This window comes from Streptococcaceae bacterium ESL0687 (genome assembly GCA_029392475.1).
In the GTDB taxonomy this organism is placed as follows: domain Bacteria; phylum Bacillota; class Bacilli; order Lactobacillales; family Streptococcaceae; genus Floricoccus.
In genome coordinates, this window is the sequence record CP113940.1 from 854,750 (window position 1) to 877,337 (window position 22,588).

Here is a 22,588-nt window from a genome sequence, read left to right on the forward strand (position 1 = left end):
GATTCACCAACCTATTCACCAATTGCAAAGGTTAAAGTACCCTTTGCGGCTAATTTACCATCAACTGAAGCTTGAGCTTCAACAACGGCAATCGGACCACGGCGTTTAATGAATTTAGCCTTGAGGATTAGTTGATCGCCAGGAACAACTTGCTTTTTAAACTTAACATTGTCCATTCCAGCATAAAAAACTAATTTCCCCTTGTTTTCGTCCTTTGATAATTCAAGAACACCAGCTGCTTGAGCGAGAGCTTCCATGATTAAAACACCTGGCATAACTGGATATTCAGGAAAATGTCCATTAAAGAAAGGTTCATTAATAGTAACATTTTTTAAGGCTGTAATCTCATCTTCACTGACCTCAAGGACACGGTCAACTAGAAGCATGGGATAGCGGTGAGGAAGGGATTCTTTGATTTTATTTATATCAATCATTTGATTCTCACCAAGTCCTCTCCAAACTCAACCATCTCCTCTGATGCTACAAGAATTTCAGTTACAATACCATCACACGGAGCTGGAATTTCATTCATAACCTTCATAGCTTCAATAATTAAAAGAGTTTGTCCTTTTTTAACCTTATCGCCAACTGAAACAAAATCATCCTTATCTGGTGCTGGTTTTAGGTAGGCAACACCAACAAGGGGACTTTTAACAGCTTCTCCTTCAGCAGCTTCTTCAACCACTACAAGCTCTGGGCTTGCAGGAGTTTCGCTGGCTACAGGACTAACTGAGCTAGCAGGAGCTAGAGGAACCTCAACAATTTCTCTTTCACTTACTGCAGTTGAAGGATTTGATGGGTTAAGCTGCCCTGAATTTTTAGAAAAGGCAAGATTGAATTCATTAGTTGAATAAGAAAATTCACGAAGGGAAGATTTGTCAAACTGGTTAAGTAGATCCTTAACCTCATTTATATGCATAGGCATTATTATTCTCCCTCCCATTTCTTAAGAGCGATTACGGCATTGTGTCCACCGAATCCTAATGAGTTTGAGATGGCATACTTGATATCGTGATCTCGGCCTTGACCAAGAACAACATTAACCATTGATGTATTTTCATCTAGTTCTTTTGTTCCAGCATTAACCGGAGCATATTGGTTTAAGATTGCCTGTAGGGTTGCAACAGCTTCAATCCCACCAGCTCCCCCAAGGGCATGACCTGTTAAAGCTTTAGTAGAAGATACTAAAACATTTTCATCATCACCAAAGACAGTATGAATAGCAAGGGCTTCCCCGCGCTCATTAGCTTGAGTAGAAGTACCATGAGCATTGATGTAACCAACTTCAGAAGGTTCAATTCCACCTTCATCAAGGGCAAGTTTCATAGCCTTAGCAGCTCCTGAACCATCAGTTAATGGTGTTGTCATATGGTAGGCATCATTAGTTGATCCGTAACCTACAATCTCTGCAAGAATATTTGCACCGCGGTTTTTAGCATGTTCAAGGCTTTCAAGAACAAGGACACCAGCTCCTTCTCCTAGAACAAAACCAGACCTATCCTTATCAAAAGGAATTGATGCTCTCTTAGGATCTGTTTCACTTGTTAGGGCTGTTAGATTGGCAAATCCCGCCACTCCGAATTCACAAATGGCAGCTTCTGTTCCACCTGCTAACATGATATCTGCATATCCATTTTTGATTTCATGGAAGGCTGATCCAATGGCATTGGTACCAGCAGCACAGGCAGTAACTTCAGCGCGGCTCACCCCGTTAGCTTTAACACGGATGGCAACATTACCTGTAGCCATGTTAGCAATTGATAGAGGAACGAAAAGAGGGGCAACCCTTTTTGGACCACGAGTTGCAAGTCTTGCACCCTGTTCTTCAATAACCGGTAATCCTCCAATCCCTGAACCAATAATGGCACCGAAACGGTCATGGTTAAGGTCGTTGTCATCTGGATCAATACCTGCCATATTTAAAGCTTCAAGAGCTGCATAAACTGCATAAAGGCTGTAAGTATCCATCCTTTTTTTATCCTTATGGACAAAATATTTATCAAAGGGAAAATCATTGATTTCACCTGCAACTGTGATACCAGTAGCACTAGCATCAAATTTTTTAATTACATCAATTCCACTGTTACCAGCAGAAAGGTTTTCCCAAAATTCTTCCGGGCTATTACCTATAGGTGACGTTATACCATAACCGGTAATAACTACGCGATTTGTCATGTTCATACTCCTCAATTAATAAACTATTTCAGGACCGTTTGTTTAAACTCTTCTATTTATACTGATAGACTCTATTAATATAATAGAAGATAAGGGTCTCCTACTTATTTTCTACTGCATGGTTAAACCACCATCGATTGCGATGGTTTGACCTGTAAGATATTCTTGACCTGCTAAGAATAAGGAAACTTCTGCAACTTCAGAAGGATTTCCAAAACGTTTCATTGGAATTTGAGCCTTCATGCTATCCTTAACCTTGTCAGATAAAACGTCGGTCATATCACTTTCAATAAATCCAGGAGCAATAGCATTTACTCTGATATTTCGCCCAGCAACCTCACGAGCCACTGATTTTGTAAGTCCGATAAGACCTGCCTTAGAAGCAGCATAGTTGGCCTGACCAATATTTCCCATTAGACCCACGACAGAAGTCATGTTAATAATGGCACCTTGACGAGCCTTGGTCATTGGTTTTAAAACTGCTTGAGTCATGTTGAAGGCACCTGACAGGTTGATGTTTAAAACTTGCTCAAAATCATCCAGGGTCATCTTAAGCATAAGTTTATCATTAGTGATTCCTGCATTGTTGATTAGAATATCAACACTTCCTAGGACTTCAATTGCTTCTTCAACCATTCTTTTGGCATCAGCTGCATCACTAACATCCCCAGAGATAGCTACAGCACGACCTTCATAGTCGTTAAATTCATTCAAAAGCTCCTCAGAAATTTGAGAGCGCCCGTTTAAAACAACGTTGGCACCAGCTTTTGCGAATTGATGGGCAATGGCTAAACCAATCCCACGACTTGAACCAGTGATAAAGACGTTTTTATTTAAAATTTCCACTTTTTATTTCTCCAAAAATGCTTGTAAGCTTGCTAAATCCTCAACTTGATCAACTTCAACTGTCTTGTCAATCTTTTTAAGGAAACCTGATAATACCTTTCCTGGACCAATTTCTAGGAAGTGATTAACTCCAAGATCAATCATTTCTTCTACTGATTCGTAAAATTTAACTGGTTCCATAACCTGACGAGTTAAAAGGTTTTTAATATCATCAAAAGCCATGGTCTGGGCAGTAGTGTTTGATATTAAAGGTAAATCAAATTGATTAAACTCAACTGTTTCAAGAACCTGACCTAATTTTTCAGAGGCAGGTTTTAGGATTGCTGTGTGGAAGGGACCTGAAACCTTTAAAGGAATCATTCGCTTAACACCTTCAGCTGAAAGAAGATCTACAGCCACATCAACTGCTTGAACTTCCCCGCCGATTACAATCTGTGCTCTCGTATTATAGTTTGCAGGACTTACAATTCCTTGCTCAGAAGCCTTCAAGCAGATTTCTTCAATCAACTCAGGATCTGTATTCATAATGGCAACCATTTTACCAGAACCAGCTGGAGCTGCTTCAGTCATAAATCGGCCTCTTTTGGCAACAAGCTCTAAGGCACTCTTAAAATCTAAGGCACCACTTGCAACCAAAGCAGAATACTCACCTAGGGAAAGACCAGCTACCATTTGATAATCAAGTCCTTTTTCCTTAAGCAAGCGCAAAATTGCAACTGAAGTCGTAAGAATTGCAGGCTGCGTGTAGGTTGTATCTCCTAATTTTTCAGGATCTTCATCAATCAAGTCTCTTAAATCATAGCCAAGAATATCAGAAGCCTCAGCATAGGTATCTCTTACAATTTCAAAATTATCATAGAGATCACGAGCCATTCCCACTTTTTGAGCTCCTTGACCTGCAAATAAAAGTCCAGTTTTTTTCATCTTTTATCTTTTCCTCAATATCAATAGGGTCATTTAAAAGACTTGCCTTTGAAATGACCTTAATTTTGTTACTTTACTTGTTGACTTAGTCAATCCACTTAGCAGCTGCTTTTATTTCAGCTTGGAAACCTTGATATAAATCTAAAATGATTTCCTCAACAGTTTCTTCCTTACGAACAAGACCAGCTATTTGTCCAGCCATAACTGAACCATTATCAACATCTCCGTGAATTACAGATGCTGGAAGTTTCCCAGCTCCCATTTCTTCAAATACTGATAAGTCTGGATTTTCTTGTTTGAAGGCTGCAAGTTCAGCTGCCTCAAAGTCTTTAGTTAATTGGTTTTTGATGGCACGCACAGCATGACCAAAATGACTTGCTGAAATAACAGTCGAAATGTCTTTGGCCTTCAAAACCTTATCTTTATAGTTTTGGTGGGCATTTGACTCCTTGGCAACGATGAAACGAGTTCCAAGTTGAACAGCTTCAGCTCCTAACATGAAGGCTGCTGCCATTCCTTTACCGTCAGCAATCCCACCTGCTGCAATAACAGGTAAATCAACTGCGTCGGTTACCTGACGAACCAGGGTCATGGTTGTTAATTGACCGATGTGACCACCAGCTTCCATACCTTCAGCAACAATGGCGTCAACACCAATTCTTGCCATTGATTTTGCCTGGGCAACACTTGCAACTACTGGAATAACAATCATTCCAGCTTCTTTAAAGCGTTCCATGTATTTCTTAGGTGAACCAGCTCCAGTCGTTACAACCTTCACACCCTCTTCAATCACAAGGTCCACAATTTCATCAACAAATGGTGAGTGGAGCATGATATTAACACCAAAAGGCTTATCTGTAATCTCACGAATACGTCTGATATGTCCCTTGATGATATCTTTAGGTGCATTACCACCACCGATAATTCCAAAGCCCCCTGCCTTAGATACGGCACCAGCTAAATCTCCATCAGCAACCCAGGCCATTCCGCCCTGGAAGATTGGATATTCAATGTTTAATAATTCAGTAATTTTAGTTTCCATAATATATTATATTTTTTTATTTTTATTATCTTTAATTAAATAGTTTGATTATCAAACTATAGGTATAAAAATTTTGAGAACGTTCGCACGCTCTCAGAATTTTATATTATTCAGCAATTTTTTCGTCTACGAATGCTACTAAATCACCAACTGTATTTAAACCATCTTCAGTTTCAATAGCGATATCGTATTCATCTTCAATTTCGTTAATAATTTGGAAGATATCAAGTGAGTCAGCGTCAAGTGAATCAAATGTTGTTTCTAATGTGATTTCGCTTGCGTCTTTCCCTAATTCTTCAACGATAATTTCTTGAACTTTTTCAAATACTGCCATGATTAATTCTCCATTTTCTTTTTATGTATATATTTTTAAAATATGAATTTAACTGCAAACAATAAATACATTTTCAATATATTTTAAATAATATAGCCTAAATTTTAACAACAAGTGTTCCCCATGTCAAGCCTCCACCAAAACCAGTCATAACAATCTTTTGGCTACCATCTAATTTAATGGTACCATTTTCAATTGATTCTGACAGTAAGATGGGGATGCTGGCTGCACTTGTATTACCATAATCCTGCATGTTCTGTAGGAATTTTTGACGGTCAACTTTTACCTTACGGGCAAGTTTATCTAAAATCCTTGAGTTAGCTTGATGCATCAGGAAATAATCAATATCATCACCTGAAAGGTTAGCTTTTTGTAAGCTTGCATCTATATTTTTTGGCACATCTCTAACTGCAAAGTCAAAGATAGCTCGACCATCCATTCTTAAAAATAAATCATCTGCGTCATTTTCAGATGAAAAAGGTGACCTAGGACCAGTTAAATTACTGGTAAGGCTCATCGCCCGGTCCCCATCAGATTTCAAGGACTCAGCCATGATTAGAGGTTCAGTAGAACCTGCCTCAAGTAAAACTCCGCCAGCTCCATCACCAAAGAGAACACTTGTTGTCCTGTCTGACCAGTCAACAACCTTTGAAAGGACTTCTGCCCCAATAACAATTCCTTTTTGGTAGCTTCCACTTGCTATTAACTTATCAGCAAGGGCTAGTGCATAAACAAAACCGCTACAAGCCGCTGTAAGATCAAAAGCAAAGGCATTCACTGCTCCAACTTTTGCTTGAACAAGTGAAGCTGTGCTCGGCATGTTACCGTCTGGTGAGATAGTTGCAACAATGATGAAATCAAGATCTTCGGCTTCAAGCAAAGACTTTTCTAACAACCTTCTAGCAACTTCCGCTGCCAAATCAGAGGTATTTTCATCCTTTGAAATATGGCGTTTTCTGATTCCGGTTCTACTTGCAATCCATTCATCAGATGTCTCCATGATTTTCCCTAGGTCATCGTTACTAACAACCTGATCTGGTGCGTAATGGGCTGCACCTATTATTTTTGCAAAGGTCATTTTATCTCCTCTAAAAACGTATTGAGATTTTCTAAACCAGTTTGGAGGATTTTTACAGAATCATCTGACAATCCAGCGACCAAACGTTTTACCATCTCCCTGTGGAACTTTCGGTGCAAACGGTAAAGTAATCTTCCTCGGCTTGTCAAAGATACGTTAACTACACGTCTGTCACTTTGACTGCGATAACGTTCGACATATCCCTTTTTTTCCAATCGATTTAAAGATACAGTTACAGTTCCCACTGTTATCATTAAATCTTTTGCAATATCACTTGGCGTTGTTATTTTTGCCTCACCGATACTATCGATGGTATGCATTTCCTTAATTGAAACATCTGAAAATTGTGATGATTGTAGGCTTGCCTCTTCAATAATTAAAACATTATTGAAAATGTGCGTAAGATACTTATTAATTTTTGTGTAATCTATAGCCAAACACAATCTCCTTTATTTATTATAATTTTGATTATCAAATTATTTGACCATCAAATTATATCAATATGTATTTGGGCTGTCAACAGCTCCTAAAAATTAATTTGATTATCAAAAGATTTGATAATCAAACTTTGACATTCAAATAAAGTTTGTTAAAATAGGCTGTGTGGTTTATTTCATTCACTTGGCAAAACCATCAAATAATTTTACAATTTTAAATAAGGAAGAAAAATGAAACTACCAGAATTAAAAATAGGCGATTTAACCGCTAAAATCCCAATCATACAAGGTGGGATGGGGATTGGGATTTCCCTAAACCGACTTGCAGGATCTGTTGCTGCCCAAGGAGGAATCGGAATCCTTTCAACAGCACAAATTGGTTACCAGGAAGAAGGATTCAAACGTTCTTCAGTTAGAACCAACCTCAAAGCCATTAAAACTCAGCTTGACAAGGCACGTAGTTTTGCTCAGGGAGGAATCCTTGGATTTAACGTTATGGTAGCAAGTTTCCGCTACGATGACGTAGTAAAAGCAACTGTTGAAGCTGGGGCTGATGTGATTATTTCAGGAGCTGGTCTCCCAATGAACCTGCCAGAACTTGTAGGTAATGCTAAGACTAAGATTGCACCAATCGTATCATCTGTTAAGGCCGCAAAGATTATTCTTCGTAACTGGGCTAAAAAATATGACCGTACAGCTGACTTCATCGTTATTGAAGGACCTAAAGCTGGAGGACATCTTGGATTCAAGGCTGATCAAATTGAGGAAGCCATCCTTACTATGGATGACGAGATTGTAAAAATCATCGAACATGTTCGTGAGTACGAAGAAAAATTCAATCAATCAATCCCTGTTATCTTCGCAGGTGGTGTTTGGAGCCGAAGCGACATCGACCACTACCTAAACCTTGGATGTTCTGGAGTTCAGATGGCAACTCGTTTTATCGGAACTGAAGAATGTGATGCACCAGATGACTTTAAGGCCCGCTTCCTTAATGCAACGGAAGATGACATTCACCTGACTACATCACCGGTTGGCCTACCTGGTCGAGCAATTGACAATAAATTTACCGAAATAATTACTAAAGGTGCTCCGGCCTATAAGGCTCAGGAGGACCCTAAAACTCCTATTATTCCAATTGCCGGCTGCCTAAACTGCCTCCAGAAGAAATTATGTGATAGGAAGACTATTCCTTACTGTATCAGTGAGGCTCTTCTCAACTCTGTAGAACATAATACGGATATGGGGCTTATCTTCTCAGGTTCAAATGGTTACCGAATTAACGAGATTACAACGGTTAAGGCAATTTTTGACGAACTTAAGGGATAGAAAAAGATAGGTTTTTCCTATCTTTTTTCTTTTTCAGCTTTTTTATTGTTCAGGATTTTGCTAAAATTAGACTTGTAAATAACTTTAATGGAGAAGATAATGGCAAATTTAAGAGCAAGTTTTTATGGACACACTTATAAAAATCCTTTTATGAACGCTTCTGGAGTTCACTGTATGGATACCTTAGAACTAGATCAGCTGGCAGAATCATCAGCTGGATCTTTTGTTACTAAATCAGCTACCCAAGAAGCTCGTCTTGGAAATCCAGAACCTCGTTATGTTAATTTGGATCTTGGAAGTATTAATTCAATGGGTCTTCCCAACAAGGGGCTTGACTACTACCTAGATTATGCCATTAAAAGGCAAGAAGCTTATCCAGACTCACCCTTTGTTATGAGTGTTGCCTCTTACAAGGGATTTGATGAGTATGTTGAAAACATGAGAACAATTCAAGATAGTGAATACACAGGTCTGGTTGAACTTAACCTATCTTGTCCAAATGTTCCTGGAAAACCTCAAATGGCCTATGATTTTGAGGATACTGAAAAACTTCTTAAGGAAATTTTTGCCTTCTATACAAAACCTTTTGGAGTTAAACTTCCCCCTTACTTTGACATCATGCACTTTGATAAAATTGCTAGCGTCCTTAACCAATTTGACTTAAAATTTGTTAACTGCGTTAATTCAATTGGTAATGGACTTTATATCGATGAAAAAACAGACACTGTTGTCATCAAACCAAAGGGTGGTTTCGGAGGAATTGGAGGCGAATATATCAAACCTACAGCTCTTGCTAATGTCCGCGCCCTTAAACAACGTCTAAACCCAAGTATTGAAATCATTGGGACAGGTGGGATTATAAGTGGTCGTGATGCCTATGAACACCTCCTTTGTGGAGCTTCTATGCTACAAGTTGGAACTCAGCTTCAAAAAGAAGGACTCGGTGTGTTTGACCGCCTGAACCAAGAACTTCTTGAAATCCTTGAAGCTAAAGGATATGAGTCAATTGATGATTTCAAAGGAAAACTTAAGACCTTGGATTAAGCTAAAATAAAAAGTACCTGATGGGGTACTTTTTTTATTTATTAAATATTTTTGGACCTTTTCTCATATTTGTGCGAGCATTTTTAGGAGCTGGCATTGTCTTTGATCTACCACCACCCTGTTTATTCTTAATGATTTCAGCCATTTTTTCCTTGGTTGTTAATTCTTTTTTACTTGTAACTTCTGTCATACCTTACCTCTATTCAAGACTCCCTTAAAAATTTTAGGAGACTCATTTCATTTATTTCACCTTATTCTACCACTTTTCTAAGCATTCGTCTGTAGGATTAAAAGGCTTTCTTGGAATAAATGATTGGTTAATTATAGGTATCTTTGAAAAAGAAGCCGTTCAAGAGCTACTAAATCCCTTTTACCTGTAATTGTTCTTGGAAACTCTTCTTCTAAAAAAAGAAGTTTACTTATTAGATTATAGGAAGGAAGATTCTCGCTTATAAGCTCGTTAATTTCATAAAGGTCTAACTTGCTACCCTTATAGACAGCTATTAATTTATGAGTGTCATGAATTTTTAGGGGAAGTAGCCAAATATCAATCTGTAAAAACTGCTTAAGCACTAAAGATTCAATCTCTGTCAAATTAACCCTATAACCTCTAATTTTAACTTCCCTATCTTTTCGTCCTAAATAATAAGAAGCCTTATTTGGAGCATCAACAAGATCTCCTGTCTCAAAATAATCTGTGAAATTTTTTATAAGACCATCCTCTGTAAGATAACCCTTAAAAATATAGGGAGACTCTAAAATCAAACTATAATTATTGGCCTTTAAAAATTCAAATTTAAGGTTAACCTTATTTATTGGGGTACCGATTTTTCCAATATCTCCTGTATTATTAATAAAAAGCCCTGAGCTATAAGAGTGTTCGGTTTGTCCATACAAAGAATAGACTTTTAAGACTGGAAATCTTTCCTGAGCCCTTGAAAAATCAGACTCTAAAAGAACTTCTCCTCCAAATACCATAAGTCTAAGCTGGGTACCTGCTACTTCTTGCGACAACCTAAAATAACTCCTAAACAATGTTGGTACACTATGCCAAACGGTAATACTATTATTAATTAACCATCTGTTTAAACTTTTTATTCTTATAGGATTTGTGACATCAACCATAAAAAGACTAGCACCAGCCAAAAGAGAGGAATAAATATCGACTATTGATGCATCATGGGCTAGGCTTGAAAAAAGTGTTAAATTATCTTTCCCAGATATTGATAGATTATTTATATATTCTTTAGCAAAATGATAGACTGCCTTTTTTCCTTGAATTACTGCTTTGGGGATTCCTGTTGTGCCAGATGTATAAAGATGATACATGGTATCACAAGACTCGTTAGAGATATCTATTTGCTCATCTAAAAAATTATCTCGGTCATTCTCCCTAGCATTTCCCTTTAAAAATACAATTTTCATCTTAGGGAATATAAGTTTTAGCTCATTTATTAAATCAGTATTTTCACTGGTTACTATCAATGTATCAATCTTTGATATTTTAATCATCTGACAAATTCTTTTTAGGGGTAAATTATCAACAATAGGTACAAAAACAGTATCACTGTAAAGGCATAAAAGTTCTGCTCCTAACCCGTAAACATTATGTCCTGTCAAAATACCTGCTAGCTTAGAATCCTGTAGTGATATCATGTTTACCACTATTAAATCCTTAAGTTCTTTATAGGTCAGTTGATTTTTTTCATCTTTTACAGCAAGCTTAGAAGCATACAGATTAAAACTTTTTAAAATATATTTTTTTAACAAATCTTATTACCCATTTTCATATATCTTTTTAAGCATCCAAAGGAAGCACAAATGACAAAGCAGATTACAAATGCCATGTAGGAGTTTCCAAGCTTAAATGATTTATTTAAACCACTACTTAAAAGGGGAATGATTAAAACAGTTGAAAGTGAGATACTCATCTGCCTTAAGCCAGATATTTTACCTAAAAACTCTTGTCTAGCAGCTGTTTGTAGGGTTAAATTGAAACTTGCTGAAGAGAGGCTATTATTTAGCCCTAGAATAAGCATGACTGGCGCTACCATTTGCAGGCTACTAATTGATAGGATTAAAAAGCAAGCGAGCTCCATTGTTAAAGCAAACATTGAAAGAAGAATATTTTCATGAAATTTATTTAAGCGACCAAAAATTTCAACTCCTACTATTGCCCCCACAGCAAATAACCCGTCCCAAATGGATAGCCAGTAATTTTGGGCATTAAAATAAGTAAGCATCGGAGCATATAAAATATTTATATAGTTTGCAATCACAGCATCAATGACCCCAAAAAATGCCAGGAAAAAGAGAGATTTTTGCAAGCTCAAATGATTAAATAAAGTCTTCCAATCATTTAAGACCATTGAAATTTTAAAATGATGAAGGGACTTTAGAAAATCAAAAACCTTAGTATCTTGTGTTGGTATGGTTACCATATGCATGGTATAGGCTGAAACCAAATAGGATAACCCATTGACAAAAATAGCACCGTAGGGAGATAGGAAGGAGATGATAAAACCAGCAACCCCTGCTCCAACCAGCTGACCAATTTGCTGGAAGGCTGAAACTCTGGCATTATATTTGGCTAAATCACTACCGGATGCTATTAGGGGTGCTATTACAAAGACAGATGTCCTATAAAAGGGTTGAAAGAAACTTAAGAGGGCAGCTAAGATAATAAGAAGGTTTGGACTGGTAAAATAAGACAAGATACCAAAAATCAAAATTAAAGACCCTCTTAGAAATTCTGCTAGAACGGCTGAAACTTGAGCGAAACCCTTGTCACTCACAACACTTGCAAAAGATTGAGTAAGAAATGATAAAACAGCCTGTAAAACAACAATAAGGGCAAAACTTGATGTCTTTCCTGTATGGTTATAAAGAAGAATACCGATGGATAAGGTGTACATCCCATTACCAATGTTTGAGATAAGCATACCTGCTGGTATAACAGCTTTTGGATTTTTAGTGAACATAATTATTCTCCTTCAAAAGAGAGTAGGATATTTTGATCCATAAATTTCATATAATCTGTCAAATCACTTTCACTTTTAATATGGTCAGGCAGATCACCTATCAGCCAAGCTAGATAGGACAAAGAATCCCCTTCCTTTGGCAAATAAGCTCCTACATCCTTTCTAAAAGTAACACTAGTGATATTAGAATTTCCCTCTAGAAAACCTTCTTCAACCTCTAAGGATTTAATTTTTCCAAAGCCTTGATAGCCCGCATTGTACCAAAATTTACGGTGGATGGGACTGGGACTGGGATTTTTTAAATGATTAACTGACTGCTGACATTCAGGAATACTAGCAGCTACTAGGTAATTATAAAAACTGATTCCTAGCGCATCACTTAAAATCCTATATAGGGCTCCCCCTGCCCCTGGTCTTAAGGCCGCTTCAATTATATAAGGGGTTTCATCCATGACTCTAAGCTCCGTATGAGTGCATCCATTTTTTACGCCACACGCCCTTACCCCATCGTAACTGGTCTGAAGGATTCTTTTTCTTATCTCCTCAGATAAATCTGAATCAGTATAGTAAATTCTGTCTGGAAAATTTGGGCCAACTGGGGTTCCCTTACTTAAAATCCCGCTTAAAATAGGCTTGCCGTCAATCCAAATAGTATCAACCGAATATTCTTTACCACCTACTAATTGTTCAATTATAAAGCCTGATTTTCCCTTTTTCTCTTGCCCTAAACTTGTCAAATTAAATCTTAAAATATTTCTAATCTGCTTTTTCAAATCTTCCATGTTATGGACTTCTCTAACCCCAGCACTTGCAGCTCCAAAAACTGGTTTTACAATTAAAGGAAAGGTCAAATCTAAGTGACTAATATCAGAATTAGTAAATACACCGTAAAATTTTGGGGTAGGTACATTTTCCTCTTCCCACTTAGCCTTCATAAGCCCCTTGTCCCTCAATAAAAGATAGGAATATTTATCATTAATGGCTACTCCAAATTTTTCAGCAATTTCAGCCATTTTATAGGTCAATTGTTCAATACAATTAACAATCCCTCTAACGTTTCTATATTTATTTGCTAGAAAATCAAATATCTCCTGGCTACTTGCTGAAAAATCAATAGTTTCATAAGTATAAGATTCATCAATATCCCAGTTATCCAAAGAATATATAAAAATTGGTTGGTAATTTAAGTCCATAACTTCTTTAGCGATAAAGGGAACGCTTGTACTTTCTGTTAGAATCAAAACCTCCTTCATTTTTGATCCCCCTTAAAATCTTCATAAAGTTTGATGACCCTACCTACAGTAGAAACGTCATCAATATCAAAGATATCATAATCAAATTCCCTACCTACAAGATCTTCAATCCGTAACACAAGATCCATGGTAGCTAGACTATCAATTCCCAGATTTTTTATGGGAGTTTGTTCATAAGTTTCTTGGTTTTCCTTTATATCTTCAATAGTAGCCTCACTTAAAAAACCCCTAAAAATTTCCTTAACCATTCTTTTCTCCTTCTTTTAAAACAAAAGCATGAATTGACTTCTGTAAAAGTGCGTAACTATTCCCAAGATTTTTCAAGCTGACTAAATATTTATCATATATGGAAGGTGACTGCCTAGCATTTAAAAAACTAAACCACTTAAAAAGTTCTTTTAAGTCATTTCTCACATGATTGATTTGTTTAGTACTTTCAATTTCTGCCCCATAAAAAGAAAATACCTCCTCCCAACAGTTCAAAATAGGTTCAATTTTATTGGCTATGTGTTTATACATCCTAAGTTGATCACTCTTTGCCAGACCTTCATCAAATATTTTTGACCGTCTATCCCTATAGTATTCATAAAGTCCATCTAAGGCTAGTCTACTTGGCTCAACTATTTGCCCATTTTGGTACAAATTTCCATTTTTACAAGTATAAGCATATTTCCCAAACATAATTTTTTCGAAAATATTAGCCCAAGTGATTCTTTCTAAAAAGAGATTAATCTTCGAAGCATTAAGGAAAACGAGATTAAAATCCTTTAACTCTTCAGGTCCGAATTTCAATTTAAAATCCTCCAAGGTAAAAGGGACTTTTAAATTCCGATTAGTTTCATTTGTCTTAGTCAAAAATACTTGATTTCCTTTAATATCTTCAATCAAAGTGCTAGTAAAATAGATTGACCCATCCTTATGATTATTAGCAAGCATGGCATAGGCCGTACAACCTTCACGAAACTTATTCTTCAAGGTATTTTCCAAAGTTATTTCTGAACAAGTAATTTCTTCTTCAAACTCTTTTTTTAATCTATCAAAACCATTTGAATTTAAAGGAATGATAGGCTCATTTCCGCTTAAAAGATCAAAACCTAGATATCTATCCATAAAAAGAATTTTAAACAAAGAAAATTTTTGGATTCTCTCCAGATAATGAAACATTGTTCGGTCATAACAAACATAAGCAAGACTATCCTCGTGTTCTAAATCAGTAAGTTCCATTTTTCAACCCCTTAATTCCCTAAACTTTTCCATATTTTCAAAATATTTTATGATAATTTTTCCTTTCTCTAGTTAATATTGTATAATAATTATCAAGTTAGACTTTAATTTGTTGTGAAAGTGGGAATTTTATGAAATCAGATTTTGGAAGAACCCTCAGAAAAATAAGAAGAGGAAAAAATGTAAGTATTTGTCAGCTTGAGGTTTGTGGACTTTCAAAGTCCCAGATATCAAGATTTGAACGCGGGGAATCAGAAATTTCTTGCTCGAGATTTATTAAAATTCTGGATGTTTTAAATATCGGATTAGATGAATTTATAGGCTTTCACAATCTACAAAAATCAAATAAATTACCTTCAACAGTTAATCTTCAAAGAATCCATATTAATAAGGACTTAAAGCAACTTGAGGGCATCCTCCAAACACTAGAAGACACCCATTCCAATCAACTAGAGAAAGTAATGATTAAGGTCATGATTTACTCCTTAAACCAAAGCTCAAAACCCTCGCAAAAAGAGATTAATCTTTTGACAGATTATCTATTTGACATTGATTTATGGGGTAATTTCGAAATCAACCTCCTTAACGACTCTGCTTCTATCATCAACTACAACACCCTGTATTTATTGACCAAGGAGCTGATAACAGATTCTTCTGATTTTACTTCCAATCAAGCAAACAAACTCCTGATTATTCAATTGGCTATTAATACTTTAATGATAAGTATTGATCTTGGCTTTTTTGGCAATTCAAAGTTTTTAATCAGAAATTTAAGAGAGCTCTTAAAAAGCGAAAACTACCTGTATGAAGATACGATTTTTATGTATGCAAGAGGTTATTTAAACTTTAAAACAGGATCCTTATCCGGTAAGAAAAATATGGTTCGTTCCCTAAAAATCCTTAGATACCTCAACAAGGATTCCCTCCTCAAGGTTTATTTAAAACACTATTTAAAGAATGTTGAAAATAGGATTGAACTAACCCATTAAAAATAAGAAAAACACAGCTCAATGGGCTGTGTTTTTCTTTATTTATTTTTTTAAATTATACAATTCATCAAACTAAACCATAGTGGTAGTATTATCAACTATCAGACATCAGACAATCTAATACCATCATACTCCCAATATCGACTACCCTGATTAGAGGGGGCTGGTATTCCAAGTCTTTCATTAAGAATTTTTGTTAGTGGAAGTAATCTATATTTTTTACCTTCAAATTCCACTTCTTTGTCACTTGTTACTTTTGCCTTTAATGTTTTATCTGAAATAAAATTAATAACTTCCCCAATTAAATCTAACTCAACAAAAGAAAATTTTCCTCTTTTAGCCACATAATTATTCCTCCTTTTAAAATCTACTGGAATTGGAAGTACATTATCAACAATGTAATGAGATAATTTACTACTTCTCTCTTTAATAGCTACTCCATTCCAGATATTCTTATCTGTAATATAAGATTTTGCGATTTGAAGTCCTGAATTATTTTCATAAATCTCTCTTTTAAATTCAAAAGATTTATTACCAAGTTCTTGGTTATGCCGTATTAAAGTCAAATTTCCAATATTATTTAACCACCTTTGATGAATTTCTTCGTAATTACTACCTAGCTCTTTTTTCCAAGATTCATTTAAAACTTGAGGCATAATGTGCTCTATTTGAAGTTTTTTATCTTCTTTAGAAGGACGTGATTTGGTCATCCTTTCTTCAACAAGTGATAGAATAAATTTGCAATATCCGAAATCACCGAAATTCATCACTTCAAGACCTGATAACAGTTCATAATCATTCGGTAATCGAAGAGTATTTTCTTGATTAGCTAGTATTTTAAACATGCCTAATCTTTTATCATCTTCATTAACCAAGGTCTTTACCTTCTTTATAAGAAGAGGAAAGGCTTTGTTTTCAGCTTGAGTAAGCTTAATAATACGCCTACGTAAGAAATAAATAAATAGCACATCTAATATTTCAATAATTTCCATATCAGTCAAAAATTCATTATCCCATTCAGAAAATATACTGAGTAGAAAAGAATAAAGTATTGTTACATTTATTGATCGAAGATCAATCAATTTAGAATCAATATACTCATTTCCTGTACTTTTTCCCATAACTATGTACGCATAATATTTTGAATATACCTTCAATTCTTTTAAAAAATTTTCAGTAGAGTATCCATCAAATAAAACTTTGAATTCAGCATATAATTCTTTAAAATTTGTTGGTGTAGCTTTTTTAAAATTCTTTTCATCTTTCAATTGCATGAAATCACGGATGAAATTTGAAACCTCACCAGATAAGTGTTTTTCAATATAGAGCCAATATTTTTCATAAAGATAAATTTGTCGTTCAGTACTCTCCCCTAAAAGAAGATAATTTCTCACTAAATCTGCAAGAGAGAGGGGTTTCCCTAAAGAATTCATTGATTCAAATACTTCTTGAGGATTTTCCCAATTATTTTTCACAGGTTCAAGCTGAATCATTACAATACTAAATTTTTCAAGCCCCTTTTCAATCAAATTTTCAAGAATAAATTCTGGTTTTTTTGATTTTAAATCTTTTAGTCTCCTTACAAAATATTCATAATTTATAAAAACAGCTGAATTCCTATCATCATCGGTCAGTTCCTCATTAGTAATAATATTTTTATAAGCTGACCAGTCACTCTCAACCTGTTTTAATTTGATCTTATACTCAGAATCCACATTATTAGATATGTCTTGATTCATTAAAAATTTATTATCTATAATTTGTTTAAAATTATCATTGTCAATTATATCCCTAAGAGCAACAAGAAAAATCATAGTAGTGGTAATACGCTGCTGACCATCTGTTAAAATAAGTTTATCTGGTTCTCCATATGGCGTATCTTCTTGTACATATACTATACTTCCAAAAAGATGCTCAGCTGTGATCCCTAATATATTTGACTCTGCCGTTTTTAAAATGTCATCAAAAAAGACCGAACACTGTTCATAGTCCCATTCATAATTTCGCTGGTAAGGCGGAATAAAAAAGGTTACATTTCCACTTTTTAAATATTTTAAAAGATATCCTTTAGAAACTTCCATTAGCTTACACCCCCCCATAATCTTTCTTGTTTTAATATATATTGAAACCATAATTTTATTACCAACTTATTGTAACAAAAATAGAAAATTTAATAAAATTATAATCAACAATCCTTTACATCTAATAATTATTCATTATCAATCTCTTTATTTTGTTTATTAATTTGCTAAATGCTAGCGGTGAAGATGCTGGCCAATCTATTCCTCATCTTCATATTCACTTAATACCAAGAAAAAGAATGACAATATTAATGCATGGCCTAATTTTGATGGTTCTTTCGTTTCTACTGAGGAAGCTTATAATTTATTAAAAATAAACTAACTATGGCCATTTATGTATATTAAAAATAAGTACACTAAATTGTTGGAAAAGAAATAGTCAGTAATCCATTTTTTTGCTTTGAAAAGGAAAACGATGAGTGACGATTATTTTAGTGGCAGAAAAAAACACAGCTCGATGAGCTGTGTTTTTCTTTATTTATATATTTTATACACCGGCTTTTTCGTCTTCTGTTCCAGGATAATTGTATTCATAAATCATATCACCTGAACTTTCAGTTTGTTTGCCGTTTAAAGTTAATTTAATATCACCTTCAGCAAAGAATCTCATGTATGAAGGCATGATTCCAAGTTGATCAAAGGCTTCTTTAGTTCCTCCCATAACTCGTTCGATATTTGTTAGGCCAGCTTTTTTAGCTCTAGCTACAGCTTCTTCAGCATCCTTAGGTGCCGCACCGTAAATATCACGTGTTTCTAGTATTTGCTCCCAAGTGACAGTAAATTCTGCCTTGTCAGATCCATTATCAAATTTATATCTGCTGGTTTTAGGATATTTTTTACCAACACTCATTTCTTCAAGGTCAGTCTCAAGTTCGACATTTCCATTGGTTTCAAATACCAATTCTCCTGTTTCATTATCTGCGACCATAAAATAAGTAATTCTCTTATAATCATATTTAGGAGATGCCACAAAATCATAGATATAGACTACATATTTTTCAGTGTACATACGTCCCCAGAACCAGTGATGAAAGGCATTAAGCGGAGTAATATTCATCCATTGATGGTCATGATAGCCTTGGCCTTCAACCTCAACTTCTTTACCATCATAGGTAAGACTTCCAGTAACTTGACATTTAGGCACTGATAAGTCTGTATAGAAGTACTCATCCTCATCTCCTAAGGCAATGGCTGAAGTTCCGTGACGGAAGGGTACAGTTAAAGCCTTGTAGTGAAGGTCACAAGCTAGGGTCTCTGTTTTTATATGAATGGTGTAATTTTTAAAGTCCCCGGTACAGTAGCTATCTCCAAAGTGAACGTCACATTTTTCCTTGCTCATAGAGCTCTCTTCGATGGTCGCAAAACCGAATTCTTGAGTAGTTCGTCCGTCAGGCCTTGTTATATCCAAATTGAAGTTAGGAGTAAATCCTTTTTTATACATCCCATCAACAGTCTTAGTCCTAAAGGCAACAACAACCTTACTTCCATCATCTAAGTTAGCATCAAAGTACCAAACTTCATTATTACCAATATCATCAGAATTTCTAATACCATCTTCCCAAGGTTCAACCTTCTCTGGATTAATTCCAAAACGTTTAAAGTCTTCAGGGCGATTCATTAGTCTTGCGTTAGTCATAGTATTTCTCCTTTTTACTTTTTGTTAGTGATATAAAATTAAATCATTTATTGTCTGACTCACTTGCACCCGCCTATAATAAAACAAGAGACAACCTCATTCAAGATACTAACTAGGGACAGGTATTAATTAATTGACATATGACCCTATTTTGTTACGCTTTATCTACAAGATTAGCCTAATTTTTAAAAATTAATAAAGGAAACTAACACAATGATCACTAATAAATCTACTGATTTAAGAATTCAAAAAACCAAGACTGCAATTTTTCAGGCTTTTGAAGAAATGCTTGAAGAGCTAGATTTTGAAAAAATAACAGTTACTGCCCTATGCAAGAGGGCACAAACTCGGCCTGCTACCTTTTATAACCATTTTTCTGATAAATATGATTGTTTTGATCAAATGATAGCTGAACTTCGTTTTGAAAGACTAGATCAGGCTGCAGCAAATGATTTAAGTAACAGCCCAGATGAATTTTTTAAAATTATTTTTACCGGTGGCTTTACCTTCCTTGAGGAGCATGCCTCTTTGGTTGAAAAAGTAGAGTCAAATAGCCTCCTAACAACAATTATGCATACAAGTTCAAAGGAATTAGAAGATAATATTCGAAGAAAAATCAGCCAAGACTTCTCCAATCAAAATACTTCCACCCTCCAAAAAGAAATTATCACCCAATCAATCCTTGGAGCAAGTGTTCAAGTTTCCCGCTGGTGGTTTGAAAACCGCCAAAAGATTGACAAAAATGAAGCTGTAGACCAATTGGTAAAAATAATCATCAAGATGTACTAAATATTATTAATTAGAAAAATTTCCTATTTTAAAGAATCTGTGATTACAAGAAGACTTTTTTTCAACTCATCCCTAGTTGGAGGAGTTCGTCCATCAAGGATAAAATCAACATTACTAAAGGCAATATTAGTCAGTAAGAAAGTTGCAAAGTCATCATCTTCTAAGGAAAAGGTTTTAGTATAAATTTGACTAAAGAGGCTGCGCAACTTACTATCAAAACCATCCTGGCCAAGATTTAAATTTCTTAAAAGATTTATCTCCCTCCTATTATCCTGAAAGTAGCTGATTAGTTCATTTGTAAAAAAGGAATAGCTGTCAAAGGTTTTCTGCTTCTGCTTGTTTTTAAAATTTTCTTCAAAAACCTCTTCTAAATGATCAAGGTACTGATTGATTAAAGATTGGGCTAATTCTGAAATATTTTCATAGTGGGCATAAAAAGTAGTTCGGTTGATTAAACTTTTCCTGGCAAGTCTTGCTACGGTTATATCATTAAAATCACTTGTTTCAAGGAGCTCCAAGAAGCTCAAATGAAGTAATTTTTCAGTTCTTTCAAAACGTAAATCGGACATATTAGCCTCCTCAAATTTTATTAGATTTTATTGAACTTATTAGACTTATTAAACTTTATTAGACCACATTATACAACATGTCGTTTTAATTAACAAAAGTTGGAAACTTGAACTTATCATTATATAGGTTTAACCTATAATAAAGCTATAAATAACACCGGGGGAATATAAAATGCAAGACTACAAAATAAAATTTACAGTTGATGGAAAAGTCATTAGCCAAGAAGAAATCCTTGAAATGGAACTTTCAAGATACCACCATGTTTTCAAAATTTTTGCGGAAAAAGGAATTCCAATTTCCCTAGATGGTAAACAACTCAGTCAAAATGAACTTTTCAATTTAACCCTTGAAAAGGCTAAAATCGCCCTTGCCCAAACAAGAGAAAAGATGGGAAAGAAAAAAACACTTCAAGTTTTTGCGCATGAAATAAATCAAGGAGATTTCATGTGGGAGGAAATAGCTGAACAAGCTCCAGAAAATGCTGGCTACCAGGAAGCTTATGTTGAGGTTGAAACTGAAAATATCTCCTTGATTCAATTTTTAATGTTCAATCAAAAATTAATGAAGGAAAATAATCTGTACCTACCTTCTACCATCCATCCTGAGCATTACTACTTTGATGCAGATAGAAAAAGCGGCCGCCAGGTGATAGTTGAAACCTTTGGAATGTACAAGGACCCTTCCTACCTTGATCTTAGACCTGGAAATAAGGAAGACAGACCTGCTCCTGTTAATAAGGATGTCGACTTTGTCATGACCGGTAAAACTTTCCTTATGAACACTGGAGAGGATACTAAAATGCTTGGCATGCACCAAATGACTGCAGATTCAAAGGGAATGAAGGTCAAACTTGGAGTCTTTCTCCCAGCAAATGCCCCCAAAGAAATTGCCGAAGGTCACAAGTGGCACCTTTTAGTTGAATTTAACAACGGCCTCCACATAGCAGCTCAAGAAAAACCCAACTTCATCCAAAAGGCCATACTTGGAGCAGCCATTAAAAGAATGAAAAAGAAATAAATAAAAACCTTTCATAACGAAAGGTTTTTTATTTATGTTCTTTTAAAGGCTTATCATTTACCTGCACGATAATTATTTACTACCAATTTCTTTACTTTGTTCATAAATTTGATAATCAATAAAATTCATAACTTGTATTTTTCGATTATCTTCAAGTTTATTGTACATGGAAAGAAGCTGCTCTATTTTATTGATTGGATCTTTATCGTCCACAGATTTATAAGATTCTATTAAATCTGATTTATCAACTTCAAAAAAATCTGCCATTAATTCTATTTTATCTATACGGGGATAAGTTTTAGCATTTATCCAATCTAAGACTGTTGAGTATTTCAAACCCAATTTATCAGAAAGCTGCTTTACATTTTTTAATCCCTTATTATCCATGTATCTCTTTATGTTCGAAGATATTATTTCCTTATTATTCATATCACTGTTTATTTTAATTCTCCCCCAACTTCCCCACCACATAATCCTTCAAGACTACTGCTTCGTTGTGCTCGGTGTCACGTGCGCCGTATAGAAACACCGCATTGCCTTCCTTGAGTTTTTCGTCAATCAAACTTAGGAGTTCTGGAGTTTTGGGATTTGCATCCAGCTCCTTTTGGTAGCGACTTTTAAAGTCAGGATAGCGGTCAGCTATGTGATTAAACCACCTTCTTAAATCATTTGTTGGGGCAAAGTCCTTGGCCCACAGATCAAGATCTGCCCTTTCCTTGGAAACTCCTCTGGGCCATAAACGGTCAACAAGTATCCGAAAACCGTCTTTTACTTCCTGGCTCTCATCCTTATCGTAAATTCTTTCTAAAATAATTTTTCCCATAATAACTTCCAACCTT

26 protein-coding genes are annotated in these 22,588 nt (G+C 35.3%); 6 read left to right on the forward strand and 20 right to left on the reverse strand.

Translation table 11 applies throughout. The features are described 5' to 3' along the window. Window positions 1-11: 11 nt before the first annotated feature. The 9 genes from fabZ to OZX60_04240 form a co-directional block, all read right to left on the reverse strand. Entirely contained in the window at window positions 12-434 is a 423-nt protein-coding gene (fabZ, locus tag OZX60_04200) for a 3-hydroxyacyl-ACP dehydratase FabZ (protein ID WEV44646.1), read from the reverse strand. Continuing rightward, on the reverse strand, window positions 431-919 hold the full coding sequence (accB, locus tag OZX60_04205) for an acetyl-CoA carboxylase biotin carboxyl carrier protein (protein ID WEV45878.1): 489 nt from the start codon (window positions 917-919) through the stop codon (window positions 431-433). The genes fabZ and accB overlap by 4 nt, the downstream gene beginning before the upstream one ends. An 8-nt stretch (window positions 920-927) precedes the next feature. Beyond that, window positions 928-2,175: a beta-ketoacyl-ACP synthase II gene (gene fabF / locus OZX60_04210; GenBank protein WEV44647.1), complete on the reverse strand. Its 1,248-nt coding sequence runs from the start codon at window positions 2,173-2,175 to the stop codon at window positions 928-930. Window positions 2,176-2,286: 111 nt separating this feature from the next. After that, window positions 2,287-3,021 (reverse strand): 3-oxoacyl-[acyl-carrier-protein] reductase, encoded by a 735-nt coding sequence (gene fabG, locus OZX60_04215; protein WEV44648.1) that lies wholly within the window; start codon window positions 3,019-3,021, stop codon window positions 2,287-2,289. Window positions 3,022-3,024: 3 nt separating this feature from the next. Continuing rightward, window positions 3,025-3,945: an ACP S-malonyltransferase gene (fabD, locus tag OZX60_04220; protein ID WEV44649.1), complete on the reverse strand. Its 921-nt coding sequence runs from the start codon at window positions 3,943-3,945 to the stop codon at window positions 3,025-3,027. A gap of 85 nt (window positions 3,946-4,030) precedes the next feature. After that, window positions 4,031-4,987, reverse strand: a complete 957-nt coding sequence (fabK, locus tag OZX60_04225) for an enoyl-[acyl-carrier-protein] reductase FabK (protein ID WEV44650.1) — start codon at window positions 4,985-4,987, stop codon at window positions 4,031-4,033. Between the two features lie 106 nt (window positions 4,988-5,093). Beyond that, window positions 5,094-5,321, reverse strand: coding sequence for an acyl carrier protein (locus OZX60_04230; GenBank protein WEV44651.1), 228 nt, complete (start codon window positions 5,319-5,321; stop codon window positions 5,094-5,096). Between the two features lie 97 nt (window positions 5,322-5,418). Next, complete coding sequence (locus OZX60_04235; protein ID WEV44652.1) at window positions 5,419-6,399, reverse strand: ketoacyl-ACP synthase III; 981 nt, start codon at window positions 6,397-6,399, stop codon at window positions 5,419-5,421. Further along, window positions 6,396-6,830, reverse strand: a complete 435-nt coding sequence (locus tag OZX60_04240) for a MarR family transcriptional regulator (GenBank protein ID WEV45879.1) — start codon at window positions 6,828-6,830, stop codon at window positions 6,396-6,398. Before OZX60_04240 ends, OZX60_04235 begins: the two co-directional genes overlap by 4 nt. Window positions 6,831-7,067: 237 nt before the next feature. Here OZX60_04240 and OZX60_04245 point away from each other — a divergent pair, with 237 nt between their 5' ends. Both OZX60_04245 and OZX60_04250 read left to right on the forward strand, forming a co-directional pair. Beyond that, window positions 7,068-8,165 (forward strand): nitronate monooxygenase, encoded by a 1,098-nt coding sequence (locus OZX60_04245; protein WEV44653.1) that lies wholly within the window; start codon window positions 7,068-7,070, stop codon window positions 8,163-8,165. A gap of 99 nt (window positions 8,166-8,264) precedes the next feature. Beyond that, window positions 8,265-9,209 carry a dihydroorotate oxidase gene (locus OZX60_04250; protein WEV44654.1) on the forward strand — a complete coding sequence of 315 codons (945 nt, stop codon included), beginning with the start codon at window positions 8,265-8,267 and terminating at the stop codon, window positions 9,207-9,209. A gap of 34 nt (window positions 9,210-9,243) precedes the next feature. Here the strand turns inward: OZX60_04250 and OZX60_04255 are convergent, their stop codons facing one another. From OZX60_04255 to OZX60_04280, 6 genes are all read right to left on the reverse strand, one after another. Next, window positions 9,244-9,399, reverse strand: coding sequence for a hypothetical protein (locus OZX60_04255; protein WEV44655.1), 156 nt, complete (start codon window positions 9,397-9,399; stop codon window positions 9,244-9,246). Between the two features lie 131 nt (window positions 9,400-9,530). Beyond that, window positions 9,531-10,979: an AMP-binding protein gene (locus OZX60_04260; protein WEV44656.1), complete on the reverse strand. Its 1,449-nt coding sequence runs from the start codon at window positions 10,977-10,979 to the stop codon at window positions 9,531-9,533. Next, a complete protein-coding gene (locus OZX60_04265) occupies window positions 10,973-12,190 on the reverse strand; it encodes an MFS transporter (protein ID WEV44657.1) in 1,218 nt (405 codons plus the stop codon). Before OZX60_04265 ends, OZX60_04260 begins: the two co-directional genes overlap by 7 nt. A gap of 2 nt (window positions 12,191-12,192) precedes the next feature. Then, a complete protein-coding gene (locus OZX60_04270) occupies window positions 12,193-13,443 on the reverse strand; it encodes an ATP-grasp domain-containing protein (GenBank protein ID WEV44658.1) in 1,251 nt (416 codons plus the stop codon). Next, entirely contained in the window at window positions 13,440-13,691 is a 252-nt protein-coding gene (locus tag OZX60_04275; GenBank protein ID WEV44659.1) for a phosphopantetheine-binding protein, read from the reverse strand. The genes OZX60_04270 and OZX60_04275 overlap by 4 nt, the downstream gene beginning before the upstream one ends. Continuing rightward, the gene (locus OZX60_04280; protein ID WEV44660.1) at window positions 13,684-14,667 is read right to left on the reverse strand and encodes a hypothetical protein; all 984 of its coding nucleotides are present in this window, start codon (window positions 14,665-14,667) and stop codon (window positions 13,684-13,686) included. The genes OZX60_04275 and OZX60_04280 overlap by 8 nt, the downstream gene beginning before the upstream one ends. Window positions 14,668-14,798: 131 nt before the next feature. Here OZX60_04280 and OZX60_04285 point away from each other — a divergent pair, with 131 nt between their 5' ends. Next, a complete protein-coding gene (locus OZX60_04285; protein WEV44661.1) occupies window positions 14,799-15,656 on the forward strand; it encodes a helix-turn-helix domain-containing protein in 858 nt (285 codons plus the stop codon). Between the two features lie 101 nt (window positions 15,657-15,757). Here the strand turns inward: OZX60_04285 and OZX60_04290 are convergent, their stop codons facing one another. After that, complete coding sequence (locus tag OZX60_04290) at window positions 15,758-17,737, reverse strand: DUF262 domain-containing protein (GenBank protein ID WEV44662.1); 1,980 nt, start codon at window positions 17,735-17,737, stop codon at window positions 15,758-15,760. A 164-nt stretch (window positions 17,738-17,901) separates the two neighbouring features. Between OZX60_04290 and OZX60_04295 the strand changes: the two genes are divergently transcribed. After that, on the forward strand, window positions 17,902-18,048 hold the full coding sequence (locus tag OZX60_04295) for an HIT domain-containing protein (GenBank protein ID WEV45880.1): 147 nt from the start codon (window positions 17,902-17,904) through the stop codon (window positions 18,046-18,048). Between the two features lie 176 nt (window positions 18,049-18,224). Here the strand turns inward: OZX60_04295 and OZX60_04300 are convergent, their stop codons facing one another. Then, the gene (locus OZX60_04300; GenBank protein WEV44663.1) at window positions 18,225-19,373 is read right to left on the reverse strand and encodes a hypothetical protein; all 1,149 of its coding nucleotides are present in this window, start codon (window positions 19,371-19,373) and stop codon (window positions 18,225-18,227) included. A gap of 213 nt (window positions 19,374-19,586) precedes the next feature. Here OZX60_04300 and OZX60_04305 point away from each other — a divergent pair, with 213 nt between their 5' ends. Further along, a complete protein-coding gene (locus OZX60_04305) occupies window positions 19,587-20,162 on the forward strand; it encodes a TetR/AcrR family transcriptional regulator (GenBank protein WEV44664.1) in 576 nt (191 codons plus the stop codon). 23 nt (window positions 20,163-20,185) lie between these two features. Here OZX60_04305 and OZX60_04310 read toward each other — a convergent pair whose 3' ends face one another. Continuing rightward, window positions 20,186-20,731 carry a TetR/AcrR family transcriptional regulator gene (locus tag OZX60_04310; protein WEV44665.1) on the reverse strand — a complete coding sequence of 182 codons (546 nt, stop codon included), beginning with the start codon at window positions 20,729-20,731 and terminating at the stop codon, window positions 20,186-20,188. 172 nt (window positions 20,732-20,903) lie between these two features. Between OZX60_04310 and OZX60_04315 the strand changes: the two genes are divergently transcribed. Further along, window positions 20,904-21,749, forward strand: a complete 846-nt coding sequence (locus OZX60_04315; protein WEV44666.1) for a hypothetical protein — start codon at window positions 20,904-20,906, stop codon at window positions 21,747-21,749. Window positions 21,750-21,821: 72 nt separating this feature from the next. Here OZX60_04315 and OZX60_04320 read toward each other — a convergent pair whose 3' ends face one another. Together OZX60_04320 and OZX60_04325 are read right to left on the reverse strand one after the other, a co-directional pair. Further along, complete coding sequence (locus tag OZX60_04320) at window positions 21,822-22,136, reverse strand: helix-turn-helix transcriptional regulator (protein ID WEV44667.1); 315 nt, start codon at window positions 22,134-22,136, stop codon at window positions 21,822-21,824. 55 nt (window positions 22,137-22,191) lie between these two features. Further along, window positions 22,192-22,572 (reverse strand): DUF488 family protein, encoded by a 381-nt coding sequence (locus OZX60_04325; GenBank protein WEV44668.1) that lies wholly within the window; start codon window positions 22,570-22,572, stop codon window positions 22,192-22,194. Between the last annotated feature and the right edge of the window lie 16 nt (window positions 22,573-22,588).